The 25,840-nt window shown below is 65.7% G+C and carries 27 protein-coding genes; 7 read left to right on the forward strand and 20 right to left on the reverse strand.

What is annotated here, in order from left to right; all coding sequences use genetic code 11:
* The first annotated feature begins 71 nt into the window (after positions 1-71).
* Positions 72-479 (forward strand): DUF302 domain-containing protein, encoded by a 408-nt coding sequence (locus tag ACOIX3_RS22975; protein ID WP_420964395.1) that lies wholly within the window; start codon positions 72-74, stop codon positions 477-479.
* 13 nt (positions 480-492) lie between these two features.
* Here the strand turns inward: ACOIX3_RS22975 and ACOIX3_RS22980 are convergent, their stop codons facing one another.
* The 3 genes from ACOIX3_RS22980 to ACOIX3_RS22990 form a co-directional block, all read right to left on the reverse strand.
* Entirely contained in the window at positions 493-1,233 is a 741-nt protein-coding gene (locus tag ACOIX3_RS22980) for a VWA domain-containing protein (protein ID WP_420964396.1), read from the reverse strand.
* Positions 1,234-1,332: 99 nt separating this feature from the next.
* Positions 1,333-2,274 carry an alpha/beta hydrolase family protein gene (locus tag ACOIX3_RS22985; protein ID WP_420964397.1) on the reverse strand — a complete coding sequence of 314 codons (942 nt, stop codon included), beginning with the start codon at positions 2,272-2,274 and terminating at the stop codon, positions 1,333-1,335.
* Positions 2,275-2,615: 341 nt separating this feature from the next.
* Positions 2,616-3,392: a helix-turn-helix transcriptional regulator gene (locus ACOIX3_RS22990; RefSeq protein ID WP_420964398.1), complete on the reverse strand. Its 777-nt coding sequence runs from the start codon at positions 3,390-3,392 to the stop codon at positions 2,616-2,618.
* Positions 3,393-3,497: 105 nt separating this feature from the next.
* Between ACOIX3_RS22990 and ACOIX3_RS22995 the strand changes: the two genes are divergently transcribed.
* Positions 3,498-4,580, forward strand: coding sequence for an alcohol dehydrogenase catalytic domain-containing protein (locus ACOIX3_RS22995; protein WP_420964399.1), 1,083 nt, complete (start codon positions 3,498-3,500; stop codon positions 4,578-4,580).
* 195 nt (positions 4,581-4,775) lie between these two features.
* On the opposite strand, the gene ACOIX3_RS23000 is transcribed toward ACOIX3_RS22995, so the two are convergent.
* Positions 4,776-5,699, reverse strand: a complete 924-nt coding sequence (locus ACOIX3_RS23000) for a division plane positioning ATPase MipZ (RefSeq protein ID WP_420964400.1) — start codon at positions 5,697-5,699, stop codon at positions 4,776-4,778.
* A 288-nt stretch (positions 5,700-5,987) separates the two neighbouring features.
* Here ACOIX3_RS23000 and panC point away from each other — a divergent pair, with 288 nt between their 5' ends.
* Both panC and ACOIX3_RS23010 read left to right on the forward strand, forming a co-directional pair.
* The gene (panC, locus tag ACOIX3_RS23005) at positions 5,988-6,839 is read left to right on the forward strand and encodes a pantoate--beta-alanine ligase (protein WP_420964401.1); all 852 of its coding nucleotides are present in this window, start codon (positions 5,988-5,990) and stop codon (positions 6,837-6,839) included.
* Positions 6,840-6,984: 145 nt separating this feature from the next.
* A complete protein-coding gene (locus tag ACOIX3_RS23010) occupies positions 6,985-7,731 on the forward strand; it encodes a hypothetical protein (RefSeq protein ID WP_420964402.1) in 747 nt (248 codons plus the stop codon).
* A gap of 43 nt (positions 7,732-7,774) precedes the next feature.
* On the opposite strand, the gene ACOIX3_RS23015 is transcribed toward ACOIX3_RS23010, so the two are convergent.
* The 5 genes from ACOIX3_RS23015 to ACOIX3_RS23035 form a co-directional block, all read right to left on the reverse strand.
* Entirely contained in the window at positions 7,775-8,215 is a 441-nt protein-coding gene (locus ACOIX3_RS23015; protein WP_420964403.1) for a DUF1489 family protein, read from the reverse strand.
* A 119-nt stretch (positions 8,216-8,334) separates the two neighbouring features.
* Positions 8,335-9,285 carry a hypothetical protein gene (locus tag ACOIX3_RS23020; protein WP_420964404.1) on the reverse strand — a complete coding sequence of 317 codons (951 nt, stop codon included), beginning with the start codon at positions 9,283-9,285 and terminating at the stop codon, positions 8,335-8,337.
* A gap of 153 nt (positions 9,286-9,438) precedes the next feature.
* Positions 9,439-9,642, reverse strand: a complete 204-nt coding sequence (locus ACOIX3_RS23025) for a hypothetical protein (RefSeq protein ID WP_092114848.1) — start codon at positions 9,640-9,642, stop codon at positions 9,439-9,441.
* Positions 9,643-9,858: 216 nt separating this feature from the next.
* Positions 9,859-10,227 (reverse strand): YidB family protein, encoded by a 369-nt coding sequence (locus ACOIX3_RS23030; protein ID WP_420964405.1) that lies wholly within the window; start codon positions 10,225-10,227, stop codon positions 9,859-9,861.
* A gap of 117 nt (positions 10,228-10,344) precedes the next feature.
* Entirely contained in the window at positions 10,345-10,998 is a 654-nt protein-coding gene (locus tag ACOIX3_RS23035) for a glutathione S-transferase family protein (RefSeq protein ID WP_420964406.1), read from the reverse strand.
* A gap of 121 nt (positions 10,999-11,119) precedes the next feature.
* Here ACOIX3_RS23035 and ACOIX3_RS23040 point away from each other — a divergent pair, with 121 nt between their 5' ends.
* Complete coding sequence (locus ACOIX3_RS23040) at positions 11,120-11,797, forward strand: DUF599 domain-containing protein (RefSeq protein WP_092114851.1); 678 nt, start codon at positions 11,120-11,122, stop codon at positions 11,795-11,797.
* A gap of 133 nt (positions 11,798-11,930) precedes the next feature.
* Here the strand turns inward: ACOIX3_RS23040 and ACOIX3_RS23045 are convergent, their stop codons facing one another.
* From ACOIX3_RS23045 to ACOIX3_RS23065, 5 genes are all read right to left on the reverse strand, one after another.
* On the reverse strand, positions 11,931-12,851 hold the full coding sequence (locus ACOIX3_RS23045) for a hypothetical protein (RefSeq protein ID WP_420964407.1): 921 nt from the start codon (positions 12,849-12,851) through the stop codon (positions 11,931-11,933).
* A 193-nt stretch (positions 12,852-13,044) separates the two neighbouring features.
* Positions 13,045-13,830, reverse strand: a complete 786-nt coding sequence (locus ACOIX3_RS23050) for an aldo/keto reductase (RefSeq protein ID WP_420964408.1) — start codon at positions 13,828-13,830, stop codon at positions 13,045-13,047.
* 72 nt (positions 13,831-13,902) lie between these two features.
* Complete coding sequence (locus ACOIX3_RS23055) at positions 13,903-15,222, reverse strand: cytochrome-c peroxidase (RefSeq protein WP_420964409.1); 1,320 nt, start codon at positions 15,220-15,222, stop codon at positions 13,903-13,905.
* A 36-nt stretch (positions 15,223-15,258) separates the two neighbouring features.
* Positions 15,259-16,959 carry a phospholipase C gene (locus ACOIX3_RS23060; RefSeq protein WP_420964410.1) on the reverse strand — a complete coding sequence of 567 codons (1,701 nt, stop codon included), beginning with the start codon at positions 16,957-16,959 and terminating at the stop codon, positions 15,259-15,261.
* A gap of 181 nt (positions 16,960-17,140) precedes the next feature.
* Positions 17,141-18,046, reverse strand: coding sequence for an AraC family transcriptional regulator (locus ACOIX3_RS23065; RefSeq protein ID WP_420964411.1), 906 nt, complete (start codon positions 18,044-18,046; stop codon positions 17,141-17,143).
* Between the two features lie 98 nt (positions 18,047-18,144).
* Here ACOIX3_RS23065 and ACOIX3_RS23070 point away from each other — a divergent pair, with 98 nt between their 5' ends.
* Positions 18,145-18,894, forward strand: a complete 750-nt coding sequence (locus ACOIX3_RS23070) for an SDR family oxidoreductase (protein ID WP_420964412.1) — start codon at positions 18,145-18,147, stop codon at positions 18,892-18,894.
* A 14-nt stretch (positions 18,895-18,908) separates the two neighbouring features.
* The gene (locus ACOIX3_RS23075) at positions 18,909-19,667 is read left to right on the forward strand and encodes an SDR family NAD(P)-dependent oxidoreductase (RefSeq protein ID WP_420964413.1); all 759 of its coding nucleotides are present in this window, start codon (positions 18,909-18,911) and stop codon (positions 19,665-19,667) included.
* A 21-nt stretch (positions 19,668-19,688) separates the two neighbouring features.
* On the opposite strand, the gene ACOIX3_RS23080 is transcribed toward ACOIX3_RS23075, so the two are convergent.
* From ACOIX3_RS23080 to ACOIX3_RS23105, 6 genes are read right to left on the reverse strand one after another with little or no spacing between them, the layout of a single operon-like run.
* Positions 19,689-20,573: an alpha/beta fold hydrolase gene (locus ACOIX3_RS23080; protein ID WP_420964414.1), complete on the reverse strand. Its 885-nt coding sequence runs from the start codon at positions 20,571-20,573 to the stop codon at positions 19,689-19,691.
* Positions 20,574-20,616: 43 nt separating this feature from the next.
* The gene (gene hydA / locus ACOIX3_RS23085; RefSeq protein ID WP_420964415.1) at positions 20,617-22,029 is read right to left on the reverse strand and encodes a dihydropyrimidinase; all 1,413 of its coding nucleotides are present in this window, start codon (positions 22,027-22,029) and stop codon (positions 20,617-20,619) included.
* On the reverse strand, positions 22,029-22,793 hold the full coding sequence (locus ACOIX3_RS23090) for an aspartate/glutamate racemase family protein (RefSeq protein WP_420964416.1): 765 nt from the start codon (positions 22,791-22,793) through the stop codon (positions 22,029-22,031). The genes hydA and ACOIX3_RS23090 overlap by 1 nt, the downstream gene beginning before the upstream one ends.
* Entirely contained in the window at positions 22,790-23,623 is an 834-nt protein-coding gene (locus ACOIX3_RS23095) for a GntR family transcriptional regulator (protein WP_420964417.1), read from the reverse strand. The genes ACOIX3_RS23090 and ACOIX3_RS23095 overlap by 4 nt, the downstream gene beginning before the upstream one ends.
* Positions 23,620-24,396, reverse strand: coding sequence for a maleate cis-trans isomerase family protein (locus ACOIX3_RS23100; RefSeq protein ID WP_420964418.1), 777 nt, complete (start codon positions 24,394-24,396; stop codon positions 23,620-23,622). Before ACOIX3_RS23100 ends, ACOIX3_RS23095 begins: the two co-directional genes overlap by 4 nt.
* Before the next feature lie 55 nt (positions 24,397-24,451).
* Positions 24,452-25,756 (reverse strand): MFS transporter, encoded by a 1,305-nt coding sequence (locus ACOIX3_RS23105; protein ID WP_420964419.1) that lies wholly within the window; start codon positions 25,754-25,756, stop codon positions 24,452-24,454.
* Between the last annotated feature and the right edge of the window lie 84 nt (positions 25,757-25,840).

The raw sequence follows: 25,840 nt of genomic DNA on the forward strand, positions 1-25,840 counted from the left end.
GGATCATGCTTTGGCGTGGCGCCGCCCCCTGCGATTGAGTAGCTTGCGGCAACCGCGCTGGAGGATGCTCGATGGCGATTGACGGACTGATCAGCCTTCGCAGCCAAGTCGGGCCGAAGCAAACCGCCGACCGGCTCAAGGCCGAATTGCAGGCGCGCGGGCTGACCTTGTTCGCGCAGATCGATCATGCCGCGGGCGCCGCCGGCGCCGGTCTTGCACTCCGTCCGACCGAGCTGTTCGTGTTTGGCAACGCGAAGGGCGGCACGCCGTTGATGCAGGCTGCGCAGACCATGGGGATCGATCTGCCGCTCAAGGCGCTGGTCTGGCAGGGCGAGGCCGGCGACTGCTGGCTCTCCTACAACGATCCGGCCTGGCTCGCTGAGCGGCACGGCGTCGCGGAAGCGACCGGACAGGTCACAGGCAACATGTCGGCGCTGCTCGCCGCAATTGCCAAAGCCGTGACGTCGGGCGGAGCCTGACGCGCCAGGCGGCCTATTTCATCTGGCCGATCAGCCTGGCCGCGCCGCTCGTCGTCTTCGCCAGTTGCAGCAGCGCCTCGCGGCCGCCGGCAGCATAGGCCGCGGCGGCGCGCAGCAGCTCGCGGAGCTGTGCCGCTGCACCGGGATCGAACCTGCACCATGCGCCGCCGGTCAGCCGCGCGATCTCGCGAAACGTCTGCTCGGCAGTTGCGTCCGCGCCCTCCTGGAACATGAAGACCGGCACCTTGAGCAGGCCGAGCTCACCGGCGCTTGCGCACAGCGCGTCGGCGTTCTCCTCCATCGCGTCGCCCACGAACACGAGCGCACGCACGCCTGCCGCAACCGCCTCGCGGCGCGTCTCCGACAGCACCTTGCCGATCTGCGTATTGCCGCCCTGGCAGTCGATCTTGCTCATCAGCCGCGCGAGCTGCGCGCTGTCGGAGATCCAGCCCGACGCGCGGCACTCGTTGAAGCCGCGATAGTAGACGAGGCGGATATCGAGGCTGCCGAGCGAGCCGGCCTCGCGGAACATGTCCGCTTGCAGCGTGCAGGCCATGTCCCATGTCGGCTGCCGGCTCATGGTGGCATCGAGCGCGAACACCAGCCTGCCGCGTGCGCCGGCGCGGTGCGGCGACATCGCGCGCGCCTTCGCCACGAACGCGGCGATGTCATTGGCGCTCGACGCCGGCACGCCAGGCGCATCGGCCGGGCGCACGTCCCTTCCCGATGTTGGTTTGATCGTCTTGCCAGCCATCAGCGCTTGCCTCGTACAGCAAACACTTATGTGGGCCGCGGCATCGGATTGGTCAACGTGACGCGCCCGCCGGCCCGGATCGAATCCCGGGCGGCCCTGTCAGTTCGTGACCGACGGATCCTTCTTGGACTCGGTCTTGGTGAACGAGAGCGACTTCTTGACCTTCTCGCCAAACGTCTGCGGCTTCTCGACCGGCACGTAGAGTGAGACGGGACCCGGCTCCAGAATCTTCAGCGGCGCATTCCTGGTATCGACCGCCGCAACATCGCTGTCGGTGTCGGCCAGGAATTTATCGAGCATCGCCTGGATCGAGTCCTTGGCCTTCTCGGGTCCGGTGTCGCGCATGTCGTTGTGCTGGAAGTTGGTGTTCACAACGGTGATACCGGCCTTCTCACACTCCTCCTCGTCCGGCACCACGCCGGGATCGGGCTTGAAGTGCTGATCATGCGAACGGAACGAGAGGATCTTGAACTTGCCGTCGGTCATGAACGGCACGCGCAGATTGTCCAGCGTGACGACCTTCTTGATCTCGTCCGGATACTGCTTGGCGAAATACATCGCGATGTCGCCGCCATTGGAATGGCCGACCATCGTCAGCTTGCTGTAGTCCGCGTTCGGCTGACGCTTCTTCATCTCCTCGATCGCGAATTTGATGTTGGTGATGCCGCGCTGATACTGCGGCAGGCGCCCGACATAGAGCTCGCCGACCTTGGTCACCATCGGTCCATCCGACGGCAGGTCGTTCTGAATGCTGACGGTCAGATAGCCGCGTGCCGCGAACACATTCGCGAGGAAGGAATATTCGGTAAATTTGACGGTATTGCCATGATTGAGGATCGCAACCGGGAGCTTGATCATGCCGGCGTCGGCCTGCATCTCCTTGTCGAAGCGCACGGCAACGTCGACCGCGACCGGCCGCTCATCGCGGGTCGGATCCTTGAACATGAGGGTTTCGTGACGGATCGCCCACTTGCTCGCGGTGAAATACGCACCCGTGATCACTACGGAGAGCGAAAGCAGAACGAGAATTCCACGCTTCATGACGTCCTCGAGGTGCCCGCCTTTACAGGGCGATTTTGGCCGGAGGCTCTTCGGCCTCCTTTTGAGAATATATGTCACAGCGCCGTGACAGGAAGTCCAAATATTGTGGCTTCGGTGGCATAACGTTGTGCGCCGCACCTATAGTTTGTGCAGTTGCACACGCCTCACCGCGACGGCTCGTGCTCTCCTCTCCCCTTCGACGTGAGTTCCCAAGGTTGCGTTCGAACCCTGGATCGCTCTTGGATCGCTCTTGGATCGACGTTGAGGAGAAACTGGATTTCGGTTGCTTTGTTCCGGCTTTTTGGCCGTGGTGTGGCCGAAATCACCGGAAAACCACGGATTCAACCGATTTCGGTGTAAATAATCAGCTTTAGGCCGGGATCGTCGTTGGCCTGGAAGCTGGCGTACTCAAAATTGAGACGGCCGCGCCTGGGGTGGCTCAGCACCTTCCGCCCGGCGACGCTGCTGCTGACGTCATGGGTTCCCCACCAGGCCTCGAACTCGGGACAGCCCTGGCGGAGCCGCGCCAGCAGGTCGACGAAGGCGGGATCGCCGGCCCAGAGGTCGTGAGTCCTGCGGAACTGCGTCACCATCCTGCGCGCCTCCTCGGCCCAGCCTGCGGCAAACAGCCGGCGGGTCTCGGGATTGGTCAGCATGCAGATCAGAGTATTGCGCTCGTTCTCGGGAAGGCGGCCGAAGGCGAAGACGTCTTCGGCAGCCGCATTCCACGCCAGCACGTCCCATCGCCGTCCGGTGACATAGGCCGGCTGGTTGAGGCTTTTGACCGCGCGCCGGATCTCGGGCGGCACCGTCTCCGGCACGAACAGCCGCCGGTCGCCCTCCTTGGCGAGCGCGCGCAAATGGGTGTGCTCGGCCTTGCTCAGCCGCAGCGCCCGCGCCAGCGCGTCGATCGTCGCGGCCGACGGGCTCACCGAGCGGCCCTGCTCGAGGCGCACATACCAATCGACCCCGATGCCGGCGAGGTCGGCCACCTCCTCGCGGCGCAGGCCGGGCGTGCGACGGCGCCGCCCGGCCGGGATGCCGACCAGTTTTGGCGTGAGCTTCTCGCGCCGCGATCGCAGGAAGTCTCCGAGCTCGCCTTGCCGCGGACTGGCCATCGCCGGACCTCGTGAGTGGGTTCAACAGTCCTAGGATAATACCAGGTCTTGTTGGCTGCAACGCACCCGCCGATCATGCCGGTCTCAAACCAAGGGCAAGAGCAGATGAAAGCAGCAATCCTGAAATCGTTCGGCTCGCCGCTCGCGATCGAGGAGATCCCGGCACCCGTGATGGGAACGGGCGAAGTCCTCGTCGACGTCGCCGCGACGCGCGTGCTGTCCTACGCCAACGAGGTCTTCAGCGGCGCGCGCAGCTACCTGCTCGAGCTGCCTGCCGTTCCAGGCCCAGGCGCGATCGGACGGGTGCGCGCCGTCGGGCCGGACGCAACCCACCTCGCCGCCGGCGACTGGGTGTACTGCGATCCGACCTTCCGCTCGCGCGACGACAGCATCTCGCCCGACATCACCTTGCAGGGCTGGAGCGCACGCGGTGAAGGCGGGCTGCGCCTGCAGCGCCACTTCCGCCACGGCTCGTTTGCCGAGCAGACGCTGGTGCCGACCGAGAACGTCAAGCGGATCGGCACGATCGATCCGGCCGACGCGCCATCATGGTGCGCGCTCGGCACCTGCCTCGTGCCCTATGGCGGCTTGCTGGCGGCGCGGCTGCAGCCGGGCGAGACCGTGCTGGTGAGCGGCGCGACCGGCAATTTCGGCAGCGCCGCGGTCGCCGTCGCGCTCGCGATGGGCGCAGCCTGCGTCGTCGCGCCGGGCCGCAATGAAAAGGTGCTGGCCGATCTGGTCCGCAGGTTCGGCCCGCGCGTGCGCCCGGTCAGACTCAGCGGCAACGAGGACGACGATCGAGAGCGCATGCGGCGCGCCGCGCCCGGTCCGATCGACTGCGTGCTCGACCTTATGCCGCCTTCGGTGACGACACCAACTGTGCGCGCCGCGATCATGACGGTGCGTCCCTATGGCCGGATCGCGCTGATGGGCGGCGTCGGAATGCAGGGCGGACCGGGGCTCGACCTGCCCTACCCCTGGATCATGCGCGAATGCATCAGCATTCACGGCGCCTGGATGTATCCGCCGGAGGCGACGTTCGGCCTCGTCAATCTCGCCCGCGCCGGGCTGTTGCGGCTCGACCAATTCGAGGTCACGACCTTCGATCTCGATCACGTCAACGATGCCGTTGCGCATGCCGCCGCCAATGGCGGGCCGTTCAAGATGACGGTGCTGAAGCCGAACTAGGCCGGAGGCGAGATCCCTTGCAGGACGTCCCTGAAGACGCCGTACTGCAATTGAAACGCTTGCGGGCTGTAGTCCAGGGACATGAACCGGCGCCGTTCCATTCGATCCCCCGTTCATCGCCTTGCGACCGCCCAAACCAATCGTCTGGCGAATCTGTCCGACGCTGGGCCGCCACCGGGATTGCCGGCACGCGGCCTAGCTGCCGATGATGTCGTCGACTTCCAGCGGCTTGTCGACCTGGCTGAACCATTCGGCCCGGTTGGCGGCGCGGCGGCGGCCGCGCTCGTCGAGCGGCAGCTTGAGCTGGCGCAGCAGGCCCATCACCTCCTCGCGGGCGGTGACGTGCCCGAGGCTCGGGCGGGTGCCGAGCGTCGCCTCGTCGATGTCGTCGAGCGCTGTCAGCCCGCGCGGGAAGAATTCGCGGTAGACCACCCGTTCGGCAAAGCCGTCGACCGCACGGAACCCGAGCCGCAGCGACAGCTGCTTCAAGCCGTCGGCGACCAGCTGCTTGTTGCGCGAGCCGAGCATCGACAGCCGGTTGCGCACCACGATCCAGTCGGTCGAGGCGCCGTCGAGCTGGCGCCGCTTGCGTCTGGTGTCGCGCACCATCTCCGCGTAATGGCTCTCGCCGATCACCGCATAGGTCGCGGGATCGACGGTGCCCAGCACGTCGAAATCGAGGAAGCTGTCGTTGATCGGCGTCACCAGGGTGTCGGCCATCGAATGCGCGAGCCGCATCAGGTAGCTGTCCGAGCCCGGGGTATCGATGACGATGAAATCATAGGCACGTTCCACCGCGCTCACCGCGGTCATGAACTGCTGGAATTCGGTGTTCTCGTTCTCCTCGATCTGCATCGTCTCGCCGTACTTGATGCAATAATGCGCGGGGAGTTCGAGATCGAGCCCAGAGCGTCGCGCCCAGGCCTGGCGATTGCTGATGTAGCGGGTGAAACTCTGCTGGCGACAGTCGAGATCGATGCTGGCAACGCGCTGTCCGGCCTTCAGGAGCGCAACGGCGATATGCAGCGCGGTGGTCGACTTGCCCGAACCGCCCTTCTCGTTCCCCAGCACCACGACGTGTGCGGAGCCGGATTGACCCTGACTAGCCTGCACCAACATGATTCAATCCCCGCAGTGATCTTCAAATCGCGCACGGCTGCGGTCAAGTGAAATGCATCACTGCGCAAGGAAATCAATTGCAGCCGCGCTTAACGATGAATCGAACGCGCATGCCGGCTGCGTCGATCGGCGGCACGCGGCCTGCGATCCATGCGCGTGCGAGATCGGGTAATGCTTGCGCGGCGGTTTGCCGATAACGGTTCGGACTTGGTAAGCTCCGCCACCTGCCGAACGCCAAACGTTCCACCTGGATTCCCCCACCCAGCTTGCCCCACGAGTCGAGACCAGATGCCGAGAAATCCCACCGTCGTCCGTACCGTCCCCGCCCTTCGTCGCGCCGTCGACACCCTGCGCGCCAAGAAGGCGACCGTCGCGCTGGTCCCGACCATGGGTGCGCTCCATGACGGCCATGTGTCGCTGGTGCGGCTCGCCAAGCGCCGCGCCAAGCGGGTCGTCGTCTCGATCTTCGTCAATCCGACCCAGTTCGCGCCGACCGAAGATTTCGGTTCGTATCCGCGCACCTGGAAGGAAGACGTCGCCAAGCTCGCCGCCGAAGGCGTCGACCTGATCTGGCACCCCGAGGTGAAGGCGATGTACCCCGACGGCTTCGCCACAAGAATCGTGCCCGAGGGACCGGCCACCGCCGGTTTAGAGGATCGCTTCCGGCCGCATTTCTTCGGCGGCGTCGCCACGGTGGTCGGCAAGCTGTTCACCCAAGTCCGGCCCGATGTTGCGATCTTCGGCGAGAAGGACTTTCAGCAGCTTCGGGTCGTGACCCAGATGGCCGCCGACCTCGACCTCGGCGTCAAGGTGATCGGGTCGAAGACGGTGCGCGAACGCGACGGCCTCGCGATGTCCTCGCGCAACGTCTACCTCTCGGCGGAGGAACGGCGCGCGGCCCCCGAGCTCAACCGTGTGATGAAAGAAGCGGCGGGCCGCCTGCGCGCCGGCGAGGACGCCGCGACTACAATGGCCGCCGGCGCCGCTGCGATCACCAAGGCCGGCTTCGTGCTGGATTATCTCGAGGTCCGCCACGCCGCCTCACTGGCGCCGATCGGGTCGCTGAGGGACGGCCCGATGCGGATGCTGGTGGCGGCCAGGATCGGCGGCACACGCCTGATCGATAACATCGCGGTCTAAGGCCACATCCGAAAAAGTGTGATGCGGTTCATGCGCAAACGAGATGCAGACCTGTAATGAGGGCCCGGCCTCATCCGTGCGGCCGGGTCGTGCTTGCACCCCGCCCGTGACGCAGGGATGATCGCCCCTTTCAGAGGCGATCGGGATGATCAAACGTTTCAGGCAAGGCATTCTCCTCGGCATCGCGCTGCTGGCCACCGGCGCGGCGCAGGCGCAGACCCGGCCGCCGGTCGGCGGGGTCATCTCCGCCCCCGGCGCGATGATCTTCTACGTCGCGCATGGTGCGCCCGATGCCTGCGGTCCAGGCTGCTCGGACTGGATCGCCGCCGAGGGCTCGGTGCAATGGGACACCTACAAGCGCCTGCTGGCGATCCTGGACCGCCAGGCCGGACGCAAGCTCCCGGTGGTGATCAACATCAAGGGCGATTCCAACCTCAACGTCGCCTCCAGCCTCGGCCGGATCTTGCGCGACCGCGGGGTGGATACCGCGGTCGCGGCGACCGAGGTCGAGGCCTGCAACGGGAAGTCCGACGAGGAATGCTTTGCGCTCAAGCGGCCCGGCGGCCCGCTGGACGCCAAGGAGAAGCCGTCCAGCATTGCCTGCGATCTTGCCTGCGTGCTGGTGCTGTCGGGCGGCGTGCATCGCAGCCTGCCGGCGGGCAGCCGCGTGGTGCTGAGCGGCATGGCGATCCACAACCGGCTCGCGCCCAACGTCTCGGCCGAGCATCGCGAAAGCCTGACCTCGATCTTCACCGACCAGTTCCGGCGCTATCTCGGCGAGATGGGGATCGATCACGAACTGCTCGACGTTGCGGTCAGCAACGCAGGCGGCGGCCGCTATGTCGAGATTCCGGCGTCCGAATGGGGCCGGCTGCATCTCGTGACGCAGTGATCCGCGCCAGCCGTAATCGGATTGCTCACAGCAATCCGATGGCTCACAACAATCCGAGGTCGCGCAACTCGCGGCGCATCGGTTCCGGCATCGACGCCACGCTGGCTGCGCTCGACTTGGTGAGATCTGCGGGCGCGGAGTCCGCGGTCAGGTAGCGCCAGCCCTGGAACGGCCGCATCGGCCGCGGCGAGACGGCGATCACCTTGGGCTGCATCACCAGCCGGCAGCGTCCGATGCCGTCCTTGTCGCGGAACGGCTCGATCGCGATGATCTTCTCGCGCGCTGCGATCTCGCCACGGATCACCCAATACAGCGAACCGCCGGCGAGGATCTCCTCCTCGCGCTTCGGCGTCATCCGCGTGATGTGGATGTGACGGAGCGGCAGGCCTTTTTTCTTCGCGGTCGCCATCCGTTCGGCGACCCAGCCCTTGAGTTCCTTGACCGAGTCGCAACCGACGGCAAGCTTGATGAGATGAAGCGGCATGCGCCGGATGTAGCGGCCGGCGCGCGCTTTGGAAAGGGAGCGATATCAGCGGCAGTGGATATCGGGATTTACTACCCGGAATGGTGCGATGACGACGGCTCAAGCCGCCGTCGCCACACTCATTCCTGGTTCGCGGCCGCCGGAGCACTCGCCGCGGCAGGTGGCGGCGCTGGCGCTGGCGCCGCAGCCGGCGCGATCTGGACCGGACGCTTCGCTGCGGGTGGGCGCTTCGGGGCGGCGGGCGGCGCGGCGGCGGCGCGCGCGGCAGGTGGCTGGGCCGCTGCGGCCGGCTTCGCCGGTTCGGGCGTCATGATGCTGACCGGCGGCGTCGACGACGCGCTCGGAAACTCCGCATTGGTCGGCTTGCCCGTGGGCAACGACTGCGGCAGCGCCGCGACCAGGCCGGAGGCGGCCGACGCCTGCGCGCCGCCCGGCGCGTTCCAGGACGCCGCGTAGCGCGTGACCAGGTTCTCGTAGGTCCGCTCGTTCATGTTGTTGATGATCTGATGGTTGTCGCCCAGCGAGCGGAACGCGGGACACGCGGTCGGCGTGCAGTGGTCTCGCGCCATCAGCGCGTAGGCCACCAGACCGTAGCGATCGTGCTCGATGGCGCGGCGCAGCGCCTGCAACTCGGTGGTCGAATTGCGCTCCGCGGTTGCGAGGTCGCCGAGCGCGGTCAGGCGCGAAATCTGCGCCGCCGCATAGCTGACCGCCGCCGCGGCTGTATCAGACGAACCGAACAACACCTTCTCGCAGGCGTTGAGAACGGCATCTCCGGCGAGGTCGTCGACGCAGGCCAGCGCCGGCGCGGTCTGGCTGGTGAATTGCGCCGTCCGTGTCTCGGCGGGTGCCGCCTGCCCGCCCGGCCCGAAGCCGCGGATCGTGGCGGCGACCGCAACCGCGATCGACAGCAGCGTGATGACGGTCAGCGCGCCGTTGGCGACGGACTTTTCCGCGCGCAGCAGCGTGACCAGAACGACGATCCCAAAGAAGCCCGCCGCGGCCAGCGTCAGCCACATCGGGAAGGTCGGTGAGCGCCAGATCTGATCCAGCGAGGAAGCCCAATTCATGCGCGATGTCCCTCAACACAGCGTAAGCACAGCCGGCGACGGCGAACGCCGCCATCCCGACGTCCAACCTTCAGCACAATGGGTCTGCGAACAGGGCCTTTTGACGGCGACGGCGCGGAACCCGCTCCAGCCACCGGCTTGCGCACAACGCGTTCAGGACAGCGCGAGCTGGCTCTCCTTGGCCACCCGTTCGAAAGCTTCAGTCGAGCTCTTGATGCGATACTGGCAATCGTCACCATCGGTCGGCAGCAGGCGGATCACCTCATAGGTGCCGCTCGCAGCGGGGCGCGCCACGTTGCTGGCCGTGAAATAGACGATCTCGCCAATCGAGTACTTATGCTTCAACGCCCTCTCCATTTTCTTAGAGATTGCTGGCCGAGCTGACAGTCCCGATAGCTCAAGCCGGCATTTTGAGAACCCTGCGGCAACCTAGCACATCGCGCCGCCCCAAATCCAGCAAGATTGGGGCATGGCGAAGGTGCGATTTTGCAGGTTTTTCAGGGCGATAGGCAGCAATTTACGTGCCAGCCGGAAATTGCCCGCCGACCTCGGCCGGAACCCGGTTCCACAGCCTCAGGCGGTATGCGGCAACTTTCCGTTGGGGCTCGCGCCGTCAACCGCAGCCGGAAGTTGCTGGGCCAGCACCTTGGACAGCTGGTCGACCGGAATGTTGAACTTGGCTGCGAGTTGCTTGACGGTGTCGCTGCCCAGCACCTCCTGGAGCTGCTCGGCGGTGATCGGCAGGTTCTGGCCGGTGCCGATCCAGGATTTGACCTGTTCGCCGAGGCCACCCTGCTCGAGCTTGGCCACGATCGCCGACAAGCCGCCCTGCCCGCCATTGCCCATCACCTGGCCCAGCACGACGGGGATGACGGCCGCCCCGAGCTGGCCAAGCATGCCTTTCAGCTCCGGTGAATTCTCCAGGGAATCGAGAATGCCCATGGTCTAAGTCCTTTCACGACTTGCAAAACCGGTCTTTTGGATTCGACGCCTTAGGCCCCGCGGCGTCAAGCCGCGATCTTTGTCGCCGCTGTCACAATTCGGCAGCGCAGGGACCGGTCAGGCGTCCTCGAATCGGTCGATCAGCAGCGTCTCGGCGAGGCCGTCGCGGGTCCACTCCTGGAATGCCGGAAGGGACATCATGGCATCGACATAATGCTGCGCCTCGGCCTTCACCGGGATCGCGTAGGTGCGGAAGCGATGCACCACGGGCGCGTACATCGCATCCGCCCCGGAGAATGCCCCGAACAGGAACGGGCCCTGGCTGCCATAGCGCGCGTGGCAATCGGCCCAGATCTGCTCAATCCGCGCCACATTGGCCCGCGCATCGTCCGACAGCGCGACGGCGCGGATCGGCCGGTGCAGGTTCATGCCGCATTCGCTGCGCAGCGGCACGAAGCCGGAGTGCATCTCCGCCGAGATCGCGCGGGCATGCGCGCGCGCGGCGCGATCCGACGGCCAGAGCTTCGCCTCGGGAAATTTCTCGGCGAGATATTCGATGATCGCCAGCGAATCCCACACCGTGACGTCGCCATCGATCAGCGTCGGCACCTTGCCGGCCTTGCTGAAAGAGAGGATGCGGTCCTTGTCGGCCTGGTCGGTGTAGAGCGGAACGAAGATTTCCTCGAACGGGATGTCGTTGGCGCGCAGCGCCAGCCAGGGCCGCATCGACCATGACGAATAGTTCTTGTTGCCGATGACGAGCTTGAGCATGCCTGTGAATCCTGTTGCCACATCAGTTTGCCATAGTGCATTGCACGCGTTCAACCTGTACATGACGCGGGATGCAGCGCGGCGCGGACCGGCCGCCGCGCATTGACGAAGGAAGGCACCAATGACGGGCTATTGGGTCGACATCCTGGCCGTCGGCTTCTTTGCGCTGGAATGGCTGGTCTACGCCATCACGCTGGAGCACACCGCCTACGGACGCGACAGCCTGTCGGCGCGGATGCATGTCTATCGCGAGATCTGGGTGCGGAATCTGCTCAACCGCGACGCGCGGATGGTCGACATGCAGATCATGGCCAGCCTGCAGAATGGCACCGCGTTCTTTGCCTCCACCAGCCTGATCGCAATCGGCGGCGCGCTGGCGCTGCTGCGCGCGACCAGTGACGCGCTCGCGGTGCTCGGCGCGCTGCCGGTCAACCTGACGCCCTCGCCCGCGCTGTGGGAGATCAAGTGCATCGGGCTGATCCTGATCTTCATCTACACGTTTTTCAAATTCGCCTGGGCCTATCGCCTGTTCAACTATGTTGCGATCCTGTTCGGCGCGATGCCGCCGGCCGGCCAGCGCGATACGCCAGAGGCCGAGGCCCATGTGATCCGCACCACGCGGCTGTTCGAGACCGCGGGCCGGCACTTCAACCGCGGCCAGCGCGCGTTCTTCTTCGCGCTCGGCTATCTCGGCTGGTTCCTCAGCCCCTGGGTGCTGTTCGCCACCACTGCCGCGGTGGTCATCGTGATCTGGCGCCGGCAGTTCGCCTCGAACGCCTGGCAGGCGATGGGAAGCTGAAGGAGCCGCCCGTCATTGCGAGGAGCTCGCGACAAAATTGCAAGGCAATTTTGCGCTGAAGCGACGAAGCAATCCATCTATCCGTTTCGCGGAGGCATGGATTGCTTCGCTTCGCTCGCAATGACGCCCTGCCCTACGACGCGAAGTCGCGCGGCGTGAAGTCGAGGTCGAGCACCTTCCATTCGCCGTAGCGATCCCGCGGCAGCATCGCATAGGGCTGGCAGGCCTGCAGCGCCTCGGTCGCGCTCTTGAGCAGCAGCGGCCCCTTCTCCGATGCGGTGGCCTCGATCAGCAACGGCGATGCGCCGAGCTTGCCGTCCGGCTTCATGAACACCCGGAGCTTGATCCTGACGTCATCGCCGGTGCTCAGCGTCGCCGGGAGCTTCATGCAGCTCTTCAGATGACGGCGGAATTCGGCGACCACGCTGGAGCCGACGTCGGCCTGCTCGGTTGCCGCGGCGTCGAAATTGTCCTTGCCGGGACCGGGGCCGTGCGGCGCTTCGGCCGGCGGCTTGATCGGGATGTCGGGCGGCAAGCCAAGCAGGACATTGTATTTGACGGACAGGTCAGGCTCGGGCTGCGCATAGGCCGGTTGCGACGGCGGCGGCGCTTGCTGCGCCATCGGCTGGGGCATCGGTGGCGTCTGCGGTGCCGGCGTCTGCGGTGCCGGCGGCTCGACCGCGGCATGCTGCGGAGCCGGGCTGGGTTTGGGCTCCGGCGGCGTCGCCTGCTTCTGCGGCGGTTGCTGCTGGGCCTGTTGCGGCTGAGGTGCCGGCGCTTGCGCCGGTGGTTCGGACTTGGCGGTGTCCACCGGCTTGTCGAGCGACGGCAACTGGAACTCGGGCGTCGGCGACGGGCTCGGCACCGGATCGGGCTTGACCTCGCTCTTGATCTCGCTCCTGGCGACCTCCTGCGGCGTCACGATCTCGACCGGCACCGTGTCAGCGGCGACGGGATCGAACTGGTGCACCTCCGAATACAGGAAAATCAGCGCGAGCAGCATCAGGTGCACGAACACCGATGCCATCAGATCCGCGTTTGGCCGAAACTTCATCCCGCTCGATCACATCAGTGCCGTCTCCCCGCCGGTCACAATACCGGGTGGAACCCGCCTGCCTCAATCCCCATTCGGTCCAAAACCGCAATCGGCCAGCGCAATAGCATGATCCGGACCGCTGCCCAGCCATTTTCCGCGCGGCGATTCACAGGCAAGGACCCAATGCGCCATGGACCATCAGATGGGACCGTCAGCGCGCGGCTGCGCTCCCGATCGCCGAAATCTCGCGCATGTCCTCATCCGACAACTCGAAGTCGAAGATGTCGAGATTTTCCTGGAGCCGCTCGAGCTTCGAGGTGCGCGGGATCGCCGAGACATTCTGCTGCACCAGCCAGCGCAGGCAGACCTGGGCGGCCGTCTTGCGATAACGGTCACCGATCCGCGCCAGCGCGCGGTCGCCCTTGACGCGTCCCTTCGCGATCGGGCTGTAGGCGACGAATGCCATGCCATGGCGTGCACATGCCTCGATCACGTCGGCCTGCCCCAGGTAGGGATGGTACTCGACCTGATCGCAGGCGAGCGGCTCGGGGCACGCCGCCACCGCCTCCTCGATCAGCGCCGCGTTGAAGTTCGAGACCCCGATATGCCGCGCCAGTCCTGCCTGCTTGACCCGCGCCAGCGCGCCGAGCGTCTCGGCAAGCGGCACGTGCGGATGCGGCCAGTGCAGCAGCAACAGGTCGACCTCGGTCAGACGCAGCCGCGCCAGGCTCTCTTTGGCGGAACGTTCGAGATCCTTCGCCATGAAATGCGTAGTCCAGATCTTGGTGGTCAGGAACACATCGTCGCGCTTGACGCCGGAGGCGCGCAGCCCCTCGCCGACCTCGCGCTCATTGTCATAGATCTGGGCGGTGTCGATGTGCCGGTAACCGAGCCGCAGCGCCTGCTCGACGATGCGGGCGCAGGTCCGCCCGCGCAGCTCCCAGGTGCCGAGCCCGATCACGGGGATTCTGGCACCGTTGCCTTCGACGACATTCATGCGTCCAGTATGCGCGCATGACGAAGTCCTGCCAACTCACGTATCAGTTCCGCGCTGACCCGTCGCGACCGCTCACCGCTCCGGCTGGTAACCGTCGGTCAATGTCTTCAGGAAGGCGATGATGTCGGCTTCATCCTGCGCGGTCATCGCGGGCGTCTCACCGAGATGGCGCTCGAACGGCGGATCGCTGACGTCGACATTGCCATGATGCTTCTCCGGCAGGTCGTCGTATTTGCGCACCGTACCGTCCGCCGCGCGCGGGTAGACCTTCTCCGGGTTGGTATCGCGGAAGTTATAGAAATCGAGCACCTGCTCGAGGCTCGTGAAGACGCCGTTGTGGAAGAACACGCGGCGGGTTGCGGTGTTGCGCAAGGTCGGCGTCAGAAACATCCCGCAATATTGCGTCTGCTCGGCAATGTCGGTGCGATACGGGCCGCAGACCCCGAGATCGAAATAGTTGGGATCGCGGTTGCCGGCGAGCGCGGCATTGCGCGGCGCGCCGAGCGCCTCATACTGGTGGTCGGTGAATAACGGCGGCAGGCCGTCGCGGGTCGGCGCCGAGGTATGGCAGCCGCCGCAGTTGGCTTTCTCCGGATCATTGAACAATTGCAGGCCGCGCAACTCGCTCTCGCTCAGCCGCGCCTTGCCTTCCAGCCAGTAGTCGAACTTGCTGCTGTAGGGATGGAAGCTCGGCTCCTCGACCTGATAGCGCGCGACCGCGAACATCGCCTCCGCGACCAGCAACCGCGTATTGTCGAAAACCTGAGCGCCGAACAGTTCGGCAAAGCGCGGGGCGTAGCTCGCCTGGCGCAGCTTCTGCGCCACCACCTCGATGCTGCCGCCGTCCATCTCATTGGGATCGAGCAGCGGGAAGATCGCCTGGTCCTGCAGCGTATCGGCGCGGCCGTCCCAGAACAGTCCGCCCTGCGGCACGATGTTCACCGCCGACGCCGCGGTCCCGGTCGCGACCTTTTTCGCACGCGCGGCCTGCTGGCCCGCCGCGGCCAGCTGCGCGAAGTCGACGAGATTGTCGTCCTCGTCCTTCTCGGGTCCGATGCTGAAATTCGGCTGGCGTTCCAGATAGGTCAGGCCGGGCACGGCGCGCGTCCCCTGCCGCGATTGCGCGGGCCCGCCGAACATCACCGCCGCATCATTGGGCGGACCGTAGGCGTGATCCGGACTGTGACAGGAGGCGCAGGACAATGCGCCCGACGACGACAGCGACGCGTCGAAGAAGATCTTCTGGCCGAGCTGCGCCATGCCGGACAGCGGGGCGACCGGCGGACGCCTGAGCTGCACCGGGTTCGGATTTGTCCCCGGAAGCCCTTGGGTCTCGACTGCCGCAACGGCGCCGGCCATGCAGAGCAGGCCGGCGCCGAGAAGCCACAACATGCGGCCGTTCATATGACGTCCAGTGATCCCAGAGCGTTAGCCATGGTGATGATCGTCAGACGGACTGACGATGACCGTGCCGGCCGTCGGATCGAGGAACAGCTTCTGCTGATCGTCGCCGTCATGATCGTGATCGTGGCCATGATCGAAGTCGAACATGTCCGTGATCGATTCGACGCTGTCGTCGAACGAGCCGCCGCCGAGACGCTGGCCGTGCAGCCAGTTGTCTTCGATGAAGCGCACGACCGACGCCTGCGAGATGCGGGTGTGGCTGACGAAGTTCTTCTTGGCGTAAGGCGAGATCACAATGAACGGGGTCCGCGTGCCGGGACCGCAGCGGCCGTTCACCGGCTGGCCGTTCAGGCCATTCGGCTGCGTCTGCTTGCCGATGCCGCGGCCGCACTGGCCGGGACCGTTGACCTGGTCGGCGGTCGGATCATACGAGGCACTGATCGGCGCCGTGTACTGGTGGTCGTACCAGCCGTCGGAGTCGTCATAGGTGATGATGACCGCGGTGTCGCGCCACTCCTTCTGCGTCTGCAGGAAGTTGATCAGCTCGACATTGCCCACCTGCTCGTCGAGCGGATCGGAGTTGCCGGGATGACCGTCCTGATAGGCCGGCATCTTGATGTAGGAGACCGCCGGGAAGTTGCCGGCCTTCACCGAAGCGTAGAAATCCTCGAGATCGTAGGCGTGGTTGGCCGGATCGAGCGTCTTGCTGCCGGGGACATAGGTGTGGCCGACCGCATCGACCGAGCTCGGCCGCGCATGGGTCGGGTTGGCGGTCGACTTGTAGTACTGGAACCAGGCGTGGTGCGGGATGTAGTCGACGATGCTGCCGTTGACGTTGCTCGAGAAGGTGCTGCGGGCGCAGTTGGTGGTGCCGTTGCTGTTCTTGAGCGTCAGGTCGAAGCCGCCCATGAAGCTGCCCCAGCTGATGTGCTCGGCATTGAGCAGGTCGCCGATGTTCTTGCTGGTCATCAGGACCTGGCTGGTCGTGCTCGAGCAGGAATCGTAGGCAGGATCGGTATCACCGATCAGCGTCAGGCCGCCCTGGCCGTCGGCGATCGACGATGAGGTGCCGACGATGTTCTGCGCACCGTTGGTCTGGCCGGAAATCACCTCGAGCGCGCCGGGCGTCGACGGACCGAAGGTATCGGTCCAGTTGTTGTCGCTCATCGCGAAGTTCTGCGCGTAGTTCCAGAACGCTGTGACGGTGTTGCCGTCGAAATAGCCCATCACCTGTCCGTTTGTGCCGAAGGCGCCGACACCGCCGGCAGTGCCGCGACCGGTGAATTTCGGAAACAGGTCTTCCTTGCCGTTGTCGACCGCCTGCTGCTCGGGCGTATAGGCGTGGTTCTGCGAGCGCGTGTTGGCCTGGGTGCGGTCGAGGCGGAACGGATTGGTCGCGCCGGTGCCGTTGGCCGGATTCGTGTTCGGGTTGTTGGTCAACAGATTGGCGGTGACGAGGTTGTTGACCTTCGGCGTATGCGGCTTCGCCGTGAACGGAATCGAGCCGGTCGGATTGGCCGCATTCGGGTAGGTTGCGAAATAGTGATCGAACGAGCGGTTCTCGTTGAAGATCACGACGAGATGCTTGATCGGCGTTGCGGTGTGGATGTCGTGCGGATGACGATGATCGTGATCTCTATCATCATCGTGAGCGGCGGCGCTGCACACAACTGCAGCAGCAGCAACCAGGCAGACTCCGACCGTCGAAAGGAATTTCGCCTTCACTTCTTGCCCCATTTTTTAAGGATTTATGACGTCGACATGCGACAAGTTATCCATCGCCGATGACAGCGCTGTGTAAGTTTCATCACAGCGTTTCATCATCGCGCGTCCGATTCACGCGTCGGTTGCGGCGCTTGCGAAGGATGTTGGATTGATCTCTATCTCGATGATGCCGGCACGCGCGTCACGGCGCGATCTGCTCCCGCGCATATTGCGTCGGCGACAATCCGACATGGCGAGTGAACGCGACGCTGAACGCGCTTGCTGAACCGTAGCCGACGCGTTCTGCGATTTCGGCGATGCCGCTTTCATTCTGCCGGAGCATGTTCTTGGCCATCGCCATGCGCCAGGCCAGCAGATACTCCATCGGTGCGACGCCGACGGCGCGGCTGAACCGGTCGAAGAATGCCGAGCGCGACAGCGCCGCCTCCTTCGCCAGTTGCGCGACCGTCCACGCCCGCGTCGGGCTCTCATGCATCCGGCGGATCGCGACAGCGAGACGCTCGTCGGCGAGCCCGCGCACGAGACCCGGCGACGCCGCGGTGCCCGCCGTGGAGCGCAACGCTTCGATCAGGAGAACCTCGAGCAGACGCGCCAAGATCACATCGCGCGCCGGGCGCCGTTCGCGGAATTCGTCTCGGACGAACTGCATCAGGGTGGCGAGCCGCGGTTCGCCGCGCACATGCACCAGTTGGGGAAGTAGCGACACCAGCAGGTTCGCGTCCTCCGAGCCGAAGCTGCAATGGCCGATCAGCATCCGCAGATCAGTTGGACCGTCCTGGTCTCCGATCCTGAACTCTCCGGTGGCGAGCGCGACGGGACGTGTTTCGGCGCCGGGCCCAGGAAACGGCGCGAGGCTCGACATCGCGACGTCATGCGCCGCGGGGACCAGAATGAAGTCGCCCGCCCCCAACTCGATCGCTTGGTGATCGTCGACCTCAAGCCGGCACCCGCCCTCGAGGACCACGCAATAGAACGGCTGTCCGGCATCGGAGCGGCGGACATGCCACGCCCCGGCGCCGAGCACGGCCTTCGAGAACCGGGCACTTGGCTGCAGCAGCGTGACGACCTCCGCTAGCGGGTCGATCATGTCCGGACTCCTGCAAATGACTCTTGGACTTTGAAACATAGAGAGTCCGGCCACTGACACCTATCGTCTGTGTCAGTCAAATCACTTCCAAGGGCCCCATGAACACCATCTTGATCACCGGATGCTCGTCCGGCTTCGGACTTGAAACCGCGAAATACTTTCTCGACCGCGACTGGAAGGTCGTCGCGACGATGCGCACGCCGCGCGAGGATGTGCTGCCGCGTTCTCCGCATCTGCGCGTGCTCGCGCTCGACGTCACCGATCCCGACAGCATCCATCGCGCCGTCGAGGCCGCGGGACCGATCGATGCCCTCGTCAACAATGCAGGCTTCGGCGCGGCGTCGCCATTCGAAGCCACGCCGATGGCGACGATCCGCGAGCTGTTCGAGACCAACACGTTCGGCGCGATGGCCCTCACGCAGGCCGTGCTGCCGCAGTTCAGGCAACGCAGGGCCGGCGTTGTCGTCAACGTCACCTCGAGCGTGACGTTGAGATCGATCCCTTTGATCGCGTCCTACACCGCGACCAAGGCGGCGGTGAACGCATTCACCGAATCGATGGCGCTGGAGCTTGCGCAGTTCGGCGTACGCGCGCGCCTGGTGCTGCCGGGCCGTTCGCCGGAGACCCGCTTCGGCGATACTGCGCGCGCCCACGCGCAGGGCCTCGACCACGCGGCCTATGCCGAGCTGGTGCAGAGCGTCTTCGCAAGATTCGGTGAACCGGGGCCAGTCACCACCGCGCAGGACGTCGCCGAAGCGGTGTGGCGCGCGGTGACCGATCCGTCGAGCCCGATGCGCATCCCCGCCGGCGCCGACGCCGTGAGCTGGGCCGCGGAGAGCCGAAGCTAGGACAAGAGGTCAACATGCAAGACAAGCGCGTCGCCCTGGTCACCGGGGCCAATCAGGGAATCGGGCTCCAGATCGCAAAGGATCTCGTTTCACACGGGCTCACCGTGCTGGTCGGGTCGCGCAACTTCGCGCGCGGCGTTGCCGCAGCCGGCGAGATCGGCGCGGACGCCCACCCGCTCCAGCTTGACGTCACCGATCCGGCTTCGATCGCCGCCGCCGCCGAGCACATCGGCAAGGAATTTGGCCGCCTCGACATCCTGATCCAGAACGCCGCGATCTCGAATACGCGAAAGCGGCCGGACCAGTCCGTCGAGGATTACGCAGCGACCACCCGGCCGAGCAACGTGTCGCTCGATGAAATGCGCGCGGTCTGGGAGACCAACGTGTTCGGCGTCCTTGCCGTCTATCAGGCGATGCTGCCGCTGCTGCGCAAGGCACCGGGCGGGCGCATCGTCAACGTGTCGAGCGGCGCCGGCTCGCTGACGCGCAACGCGGACCCGGCCAATCCGCATCGTCCGATCTTCGGCCCGGTCTACCCCGCGTCCAAGACCGCGCTCAACGCAATCACGCTCGCGATGGCGATCGAGCTTGAGGCAGAGGGGATCAAGGTCAATGCCGTGTCCCCCGGCTTCACCCGAACGAACCTGAACGGCTATGCAGGCACCGAGACCGTGGCGGAAGGCGCCCGCGAGGCGGTGCGTGTTGCCCTGCTGGGTGAGGACAGCCCGACCGGCACTTTCACGCACGCCACGCTCGGGACGATCCCCTGGTAGTCGCGCGGGCGAGGATGCCGTCTAATCCTTCATCCCGGTGATCGAGGCACTCACCGCTCCGGGATCGCGCTGCGGCCAGCGGCCGCTTTCGACCTGCGCCAGGAAATCGCCGACGATCCGGTTGTATTCGTCGGGCTCCTCGATGTTGATGGCGTGGCCGCAGTTCGGCATGACGGCGAGCGCGGCGGACGGGATGCTCTGCTTCATCAGGACGCCCGGCAGCAAACACGGCCAATCCTCGTCGCCGGTGATGATCAGCGTCGGCACCGTGATGCGCTTCATCTCGTCGACCAGCGTGTAGAGCGAAGGACGCTCCTTCTGGACACCCTGCTGGGTGTTCGCCGAACCCACCGCCGAGTGCTCGGCCAGCATCGCCTTGAACTCGGCGTGGCCGCGCGGATCCTTGTTTTCATACTGCACGCGCGTCGGCCCGTAGGCGTAGCGCTCGGCGAACGCCGGCATGCCGTCCTTGCGGATCATGGCCGCGATCACGTCGGCCTCGGCGCGAAACGTCTCGCGCTTGTCGAGCTCGGCGCCATAGCCGCAGCCGCCGATGCAGAGCGACAATGCGCGCGCCGGATGCCGGATGCCGAAATGCAGCGTTGCAAAACCGCCCATCGAGAGGCCGATGATATGCGCCTTCGACGCGCCGATGTGATCGAGCACCGCCAGGATGTCGTCGGCGGCGCGCGCCTGCGAATAGGACGCGATCTGCTCGGGCACGTCAGACGGCGGAAAGCCGCGCGCATTGTAGGCGATGGTCCGGAAACGCTTGCCGAAATGCCGCATCTGCGGCTCGTAACTGCGCAAGTCGCCGGCGAATTCGTGGACCAGGATCACCGGATGACCGGATCCGGTCTCCTCGAAATAGAGCCGCACGCCGTCATCTGTTGTCGCGTAGGGCATGGTGGTCTCCTGCCTTCTTGCTTTGCGAGCTACTTGCTTAGCGCTACGGGATGGTCGCCCCCGTCGGAGGTTTGGCACGCGGCAAGTATGTGCCGTGCGCCTTGCTGCCGACAAGGGTGCCGTCGTCGACGACCACCTTGCCGCGCACCATGGTCAGCACCGGCCAGCCCGTGACCTCGAGCCCTTCATAGGGCGTGTAGTCCGAGCCGTCATGAATCAGGTCGTGGCGGATCGTCACCTTGCGCTTGGGGTCCCACAGCGCGATGTCGGCATCCGAGCCGACCGCGATCGTGCCCTTGCGCGGATAGAGGCCGTAGATCTTGGCATGATTGGTGGCGCTGAAGGCGACGAAGCTGTTGAGGTCGATACGGCCCTTCACGACGCCTTCGGAGAACAGGATCGGCAGCCGCGTCGCCACCCCGGGAATGCCGTTCGGCACCCAGCGGAAGCTGGTGCGCCCCTTCGGCGCGAGCTTGCCTTGCGGGTCGTCGTAGCGGAACGGGCAATGGTCCGACGAGAACACCGAGAACACTTTCTGCTGCAGGCCCTCCCAGCAGGCTTGCTGGCTCGCAACGTCGCGCGGCGGCGGCGAGCAGACGTATTTCGCACCCTCCATGTTGAGCTGATCGAGATCCTTCTCGGTCAGGACAAGGTATTGCGGACAGGTTTCGCCCATCACCCGCAAGCCCCGCTGCTGCGCGCGCCGGATTTCGTCCATCGCCTCGCGGTTCGAGACATGCACGATCATGATCGGCACATCGACGAGCTCGGACAGCGAGATCGCGCGGTGCGTCGCCTCGCGCTCGACCGGGATGGGCCGCGAGGTGGCGTGGAAGCGCGGCGCGGTGTTGCCGGCGCGTTCCAGCCGATCGGTCAGGAAGCGGATGGCGTCGAAGTTTTCCGCATGCACCATCAGCATTGCGCCGGTCTCGCGCGCGACCGACATGGTCTCCAGCAGTTCGCGATCCGACAGCGCCAGCCCCTCATAGGTCATGAAGACTTTTAGCGAGGTGTAGCCATCCTCGACCAGCGCCGGCAGCTCCTGGCCCAGCACATGCTCGGTCGGATCGGTGACGATCAGATGGAAGGCGACGTCGACATGGCATTCGCCTTCGGCCAACGAATGATAGTGCTTGAGCGCCTCGCGCAGCGTCTGGCCCTTCTCCTGCAGGCAGAACGGCAGCACGGTGGTGTTGCCGCCGAACGCTGCCGAGCGGGTGCCGCTGGCAAAGCCGTCGGCCATCACGATGCCGTCGCCTGACGGCTGGGCGAAATGGACGTGGCTGTCGATGCCGCCGGGCAGCACCAGCCGGTCGGTGGCGTCGATGATCTCGGCCGCATCGCCGAGATCGTGACCGAGCGCGGTGATCTTGCCGTCGCGGATTCCGACGTCGCAGGCAAAGGTGTCAGCAGCGGTCACGACGGTGCCGCCGCGGATGATGGTGTCAAAGGACATCAGTCCGTCCCCTCTTTCGGTGAGCGATGTTCGATGATGGCGGCAAGCGGCTCGGCCAGCCCGATCGTCGGCTTCGGATCAGGCCGCCGGAAGGTGCCGGCGACCGCCTTGCGCGGCTTGAGCAGGGCAAGCGTCTCCGCCTGGCGCACGGCGGCCGCAACCGGATCGACCACGGGCACCGGAATGCGGTCGCGGACCTTTGCGGCAAGGCCTGCGAGCGGCGCGCCCGACAGGATGACGACGTCGGCGCCGTCCTGTTCGACCGCCCGGTTGGCGAGCGCGACCAGCAGCTCTTCCTTCTCCGCCTGCACGTCGGAGATCGACTGGAAGCTCCCGTCGAGCGTGCGGATGCCGGCGCAGCGCGAACTCAGCCCGTGCATGGCGACGCACTCCTCGTACCAGGGCGCCAGCGCGCCGGCGAAGGTCACGATGGAAAACCGCCGGCCGAGCATGCAGGCGGTGAGCATCGCGGCCTCGGCCAGTCCCACGACCGGAAACGCGAACAGCTCACGCGCGCCGAACAGGCCGGGATCGCCGAAGGCGGCGAGGATGGCGGCATCGATGCCCGGGCCGGCCTCGGCCAACATCTCCAGCGCGATCGCACCGCCGATCTGCGCCTCGGCGCGAGTCGCAATATAAGGCACGCCGCGCGAGGCGGTGACCGGCGCGAGCTCGGTGCCGGCGGAGACCACCTTGCTGCCGGCGGCATGGAGCAGATCCGTCACCGCCGCGGTCGTGTTGGGATTGAGCAGCAGGATCTTCATGGCGTAACTTTCCTCGTCTTGCGGCCGCGCGGCTTTGCAGGAGCGTCCGGCACCGCGGCGTCCTCCGTCTCGTTGTTCGGCGCCTTATCGTTCATTCCCTTGCCATCCAGCGTCTCGGCGACGATCTCGCCGGTACGGCGCACGTGGTGGGCCAGTATCTGCCCGGCCCGCGCCGCATCGCGGCGCCTCAGCGCGGCCAGGATATCCTGGTGCTCGCGCACCGATTCATCCCAGCGCCCAAGCACCGAGAGCGCGAAGAACCGCGCCCGCTCGGCTCGCGCCAGCAACGCCTCATGCGTCGCCTTCAGCACCGCGTTGCGCGCGAAGCCGACGATCGCCGAATGGATCTGCTGATTGGCTTGAAAATAGTCGCGCAGCTCGCCGCGGCCGTGATGCCACTCGATCTTGTCCTGCAACGCGTCGAGCCGTTCGAAGTCGGCGTCCTCCATGCGCAGCGCGGCGAGCTCGGCGGCGCAGCGCTCGATGCCGCTGACGGCCTCGAACAATTCGGTCAGCTCGGCGCGGCGGAACGGCGCCACCACGGCACTGTGGTTGAGCCTGAGTTCGACCAGGCCTTCGTTCGCCAATTGCTTCAGCGCCTCGCGCAGCGGGGTCCGCGAAATGCCGAGCGCATCCGACAAGTCCGCCTCTCCCAGCGATTGACCCGGCGCCAGCTCGCCGCGCACGATCATGGTGCGCAGCCGCGCCGCCGCCTGCTCGTGCAATCCGACCCGCGGCACGCGCAGCCGGCGCCGTTGCTGCGCCGTGATCGCGCGCTTGGGTTCCTTGCTACGTCTGCTCGCCTTGGCTTCAGTCTTGGCTTCAGTCACCGCACGCCTTCATTGTCATGATCGGGGATCGCGGTCGCTGCGCGCAGATCGGGGTTCGTGAACAGGCTGCCCCAGCCGTGCACGCGCGACGGATCGCAGCCCACAGCTGTGAGACACGCCCACAGCGTCACCGCGATCGAATCCAGCACCGGCACGCCAAATCCGCGCTCCAGCCGTTCGGCGGCACCCGCTCCGCGCATGTTGGTGCAGAGCACGACGGCGGCATCGCAGCCCTCGTGCACGACTTCCTCGATCAGGCCCGCGACCTCGGCCTCGCTGACCTCGGCAAAGGAGAAATTGTCCTGCAGCGACAGGTGTCGCTCGGCGAAGCAATGCAGCCCCGCCGAATTCCAGTTGGCGATGATCCGCTCCTGCACATCCTTGCGATACGGCGTCACCAGCCCGATGCGTTTGGCGCCGATCCGTCGCAGCAGGTCGCGATAGGCCAGCACCGTGGTGCAGGCCTTGATCCCGGTCGCGGCGGTAATCTGCTCGCACAGGCTCTCGTCACGGTCGAAGCCGAGCCAGCTTGCCGAGGTGCCGTTCCAGGCGATGACGTCGACCTTGGCATGCGCCAGCAACTCTGCCGCGCGAAGAATCTCGCTGGCGTCGAACTGGCGCAGCGCCTGTTCCGACAGCGCGATCTCCGTCACCTTGAAGCGCGAGAAATGCGCCGAGACGTCGTCGACGCCTGCCAGCATCGCGCAGGTGATCGGCTCGAGTGCGGTATTCGACGACGGCGTCAGCATGCCGAGCCTGATAGGACGTGTCATTCGCGAGGCCTCATCAACCGGCCGAACCCTTGGGCAGGATTCGGCCGTCTTCGTTTCAGACTGGGAGCTTGCGGCTGTAATCGATCAGGGTCGAGCAGATCAACAGCGCAATGCCCGCGGCGGCGAAATACATCAGCGCGAGGAAGTAGGAGCCGGTGGCCTGCACGATGAAGCCGACGATCAGGGGCGTCGTGATGCCGGCGATGTTGCCGCCGAGATTCATGCAGCCGCCGAGGAATCCGGACTTGCCACGGCCCGCCAGCGCCGACGGGATCGCCCAGTACATGCCGCACCAGCGCAGGAAGAACAGCGTCGTCGACAGCAGCACCACGACCACGACCGCGTTGGTGACGTAGGCGACCAGGAAGATCGACACCGTCGCCATGATCGCCGCGATCCCGAATAGGGTGCGGAACACGGTGTTGGGTGCCCCGCCCCGCGCCCGCCAGCCGTCGCCGATCCAGCCGCCGACCAGTTCGCCGACGAAGCCCGCAAAGAAGATGATGAAGGAGGCGCCGCCGAGCGCCTTGATGTCGAAGCCGTGCACCTTGAACAAATAGGTCGGCATCCAGGTCAGAAGGCCATAGAAGGTGGTGTTGAAGAACATCCAGCCCAGGCACATGCACCAGACCGAGCGAAAGCGGAAATAGGCCAAGCCGCTTGCGCCCGACGACGGCGGCGTCGCGGCGTCCTCGATCGCATGCGCCTCCTCGAGATAGCGCGCCTCCGCTTCATTGACCGACGGATGCTCGCGCGGCGCGTTGCGGATGTAGTACCAGGCCCACAGGCCGCACAGCATGGTGCCGATGCCCGCGACGACGAAGGCGACGCGCCAGGAGCTGAACGCCGCCATCAGCCAGGCGATCACGATCGAGCCGAGCGCAGCGCCGAGCGGCGCGCCGCCGTCGAGCAGAGTGGCGCCGCGGCCGCGTTCGGTCTGCGTCATCCAGATCGCGTTGAGCTTGCCGCCGGCTGGATAGATCGGCGCTTCCGACGCGCCGAGCCCGAGCCGGGTCAGCAGCAACAGCATCCAGCTGGTGGACAGCGCCGCCAGCGCCTGGAAGAAGCCCCAGAACAGCGTTGCGAGGGCGATCACGATCCGCGGCTTGAAGCGATCGGCGAGCATGCCGCCCGGCACCTGCATCAGCGCGTAGGTCCAGAAGAACGAGCTCAGGATCAGGCCCTGCATCGCCGGATCGATGTCGAACTCCTTGGCGATGACGGGCATTGCGACCGAGAGCGAGGCGCGATCGATATAGTTGATCGAGATCAGGAACAGCATCAGCAGGAAGATCTTCCAGCGCACGCCGGAAGGCTTCGCCGTATCTGCCATTGCGATGGTGGACACCTGATCGCTCATTGCTCGCTCCTCTGCCGGCAGATTTTTTTGCCCCGCGCGACCCGCGTCATCGAAGGTCTTTGGCCTCTCCTGCCCCACGCAAAG

Origin of the sequence: Bradyrhizobium sp. B120, from assembly GCF_049075665.1 — a bacterium.
GTDB lineage: Bacteria > Pseudomonadota > Alphaproteobacteria > Rhizobiales > Xanthobacteraceae > Bradyrhizobium.

What these genes read in the sequence shown, in the direction of transcription:
- ACOIX3_RS22975 (WP_420964395.1), top strand. Translation starts at nt 72, where the DNA reads ATGGCGATTGACGGACTGATCAGCCTTCGCAGCCAAGTCGGGCCGAAG.
- ACOIX3_RS22980 (WP_420964396.1), bottom strand. Translation starts at nt 1,233, where the DNA reads ATGGCTGGCAAGACGATCAAACCAACATCGGGAAGGGACGTGCGCCCG.
- ACOIX3_RS22985 (WP_420964397.1), bottom strand. Translation starts at nt 2,274, where the DNA reads ATGAAGCGTGGAATTCTCGTTCTGCTTTCGCTCTCCGTAGTGATCACG.
- ACOIX3_RS22990 (WP_420964398.1), bottom strand. Translation starts at nt 3,392, where the DNA reads ATGGCCAGTCCGCGGCAAGGCGAGCTCGGAGACTTCCTGCGATCGCGG.
- ACOIX3_RS22995 (WP_420964399.1), top strand. Translation starts at nt 3,498, where the DNA reads ATGAAAGCAGCAATCCTGAAATCGTTCGGCTCGCCGCTCGCGATCGAG.
- ACOIX3_RS23000 (WP_420964400.1), bottom strand. Translation starts at nt 5,699, where the DNA reads ATGTTGGTGCAGGCTAGTCAGGGTCAATCCGGCTCCGCACACGTCGTG.
- panC (WP_420964401.1), top strand. Translation starts at nt 5,988, where the DNA reads ATGCCGAGAAATCCCACCGTCGTCCGTACCGTCCCCGCCCTTCGTCGC.
- ACOIX3_RS23010 (WP_420964402.1), top strand. Translation starts at nt 6,985, where the DNA reads ATGATCAAACGTTTCAGGCAAGGCATTCTCCTCGGCATCGCGCTGCTG.
- ACOIX3_RS23015 (WP_420964403.1), bottom strand. Translation starts at nt 8,215, where the DNA reads ATGCCGCTTCATCTCATCAAGCTTGCCGTCGGTTGCGACTCGGTCAAG.
- ACOIX3_RS23020 (WP_420964404.1), bottom strand. Translation starts at nt 9,285, where the DNA reads ATGAATTGGGCTTCCTCGCTGGATCAGATCTGGCGCTCACCGACCTTC.
- ACOIX3_RS23025 (WP_092114848.1), bottom strand. Translation starts at nt 9,642, where the DNA reads ATGGAGAGGGCGTTGAAGCATAAGTACTCGATTGGCGAGATCGTCTAT.
- ACOIX3_RS23030 (WP_420964405.1), bottom strand. Translation starts at nt 10,227, where the DNA reads ATGGGCATTCTCGATTCCCTGGAGAATTCACCGGAGCTGAAAGGCATG.
- ACOIX3_RS23035 (WP_420964406.1), bottom strand. Translation starts at nt 10,998, where the DNA reads ATGCTCAAGCTCGTCATCGGCAACAAGAACTATTCGTCATGGTCGATG.
- ACOIX3_RS23040 (WP_092114851.1), top strand. Translation starts at nt 11,120, where the DNA reads ATGACGGGCTATTGGGTCGACATCCTGGCCGTCGGCTTCTTTGCGCTG.
- ACOIX3_RS23045 (WP_420964407.1), bottom strand. Translation starts at nt 12,851, where the DNA reads ATGAAGTTTCGGCCAAACGCGGATCTGATGGCATCGGTGTTCGTGCAC.
- ACOIX3_RS23050 (WP_420964408.1), bottom strand. Translation starts at nt 13,830, where the DNA reads ATGAATGTCGTCGAAGGCAACGGTGCCAGAATCCCCGTGATCGGGCTC.
- ACOIX3_RS23055 (WP_420964409.1), bottom strand. Translation starts at nt 15,222, where the DNA reads ATGTTGTGGCTTCTCGGCGCCGGCCTGCTCTGCATGGCCGGCGCCGTT.
- ACOIX3_RS23065 (WP_420964411.1), bottom strand. Translation starts at nt 18,046, where the DNA reads ATGATCGACCCGCTAGCGGAGGTCGTCACGCTGCTGCAGCCAAGTGCC.
- ACOIX3_RS23070 (WP_420964412.1), top strand. Translation starts at nt 18,145, where the DNA reads ATGAACACCATCTTGATCACCGGATGCTCGTCCGGCTTCGGACTTGAA.
- ACOIX3_RS23075 (WP_420964413.1), top strand. Translation starts at nt 18,909, where the DNA reads ATGCAAGACAAGCGCGTCGCCCTGGTCACCGGGGCCAATCAGGGAATC.
- ACOIX3_RS23080 (WP_420964414.1), bottom strand. Translation starts at nt 20,573, where the DNA reads ATGCCCTACGCGACAACAGATGACGGCGTGCGGCTCTATTTCGAGGAG.
- hydA (WP_420964415.1), bottom strand. Translation starts at nt 22,029, where the DNA reads ATGTCCTTTGACACCATCATCCGCGGCGGCACCGTCGTGACCGCTGCT.
- ACOIX3_RS23090 (WP_420964416.1), bottom strand. Translation starts at nt 22,793, where the DNA reads ATGAAGATCCTGCTGCTCAATCCCAACACGACCGCGGCGGTGACGGAT.
- ACOIX3_RS23100 (WP_420964418.1), bottom strand. Translation starts at nt 24,396, where the DNA reads ATGACACGTCCTATCAGGCTCGGCATGCTGACGCCGTCGTCGAATACC.
- ACOIX3_RS23105 (WP_420964419.1), bottom strand. Translation starts at nt 25,756, where the DNA reads ATGAGCGATCAGGTGTCCACCATCGCAATGGCAGATACGGCGAAGCCT.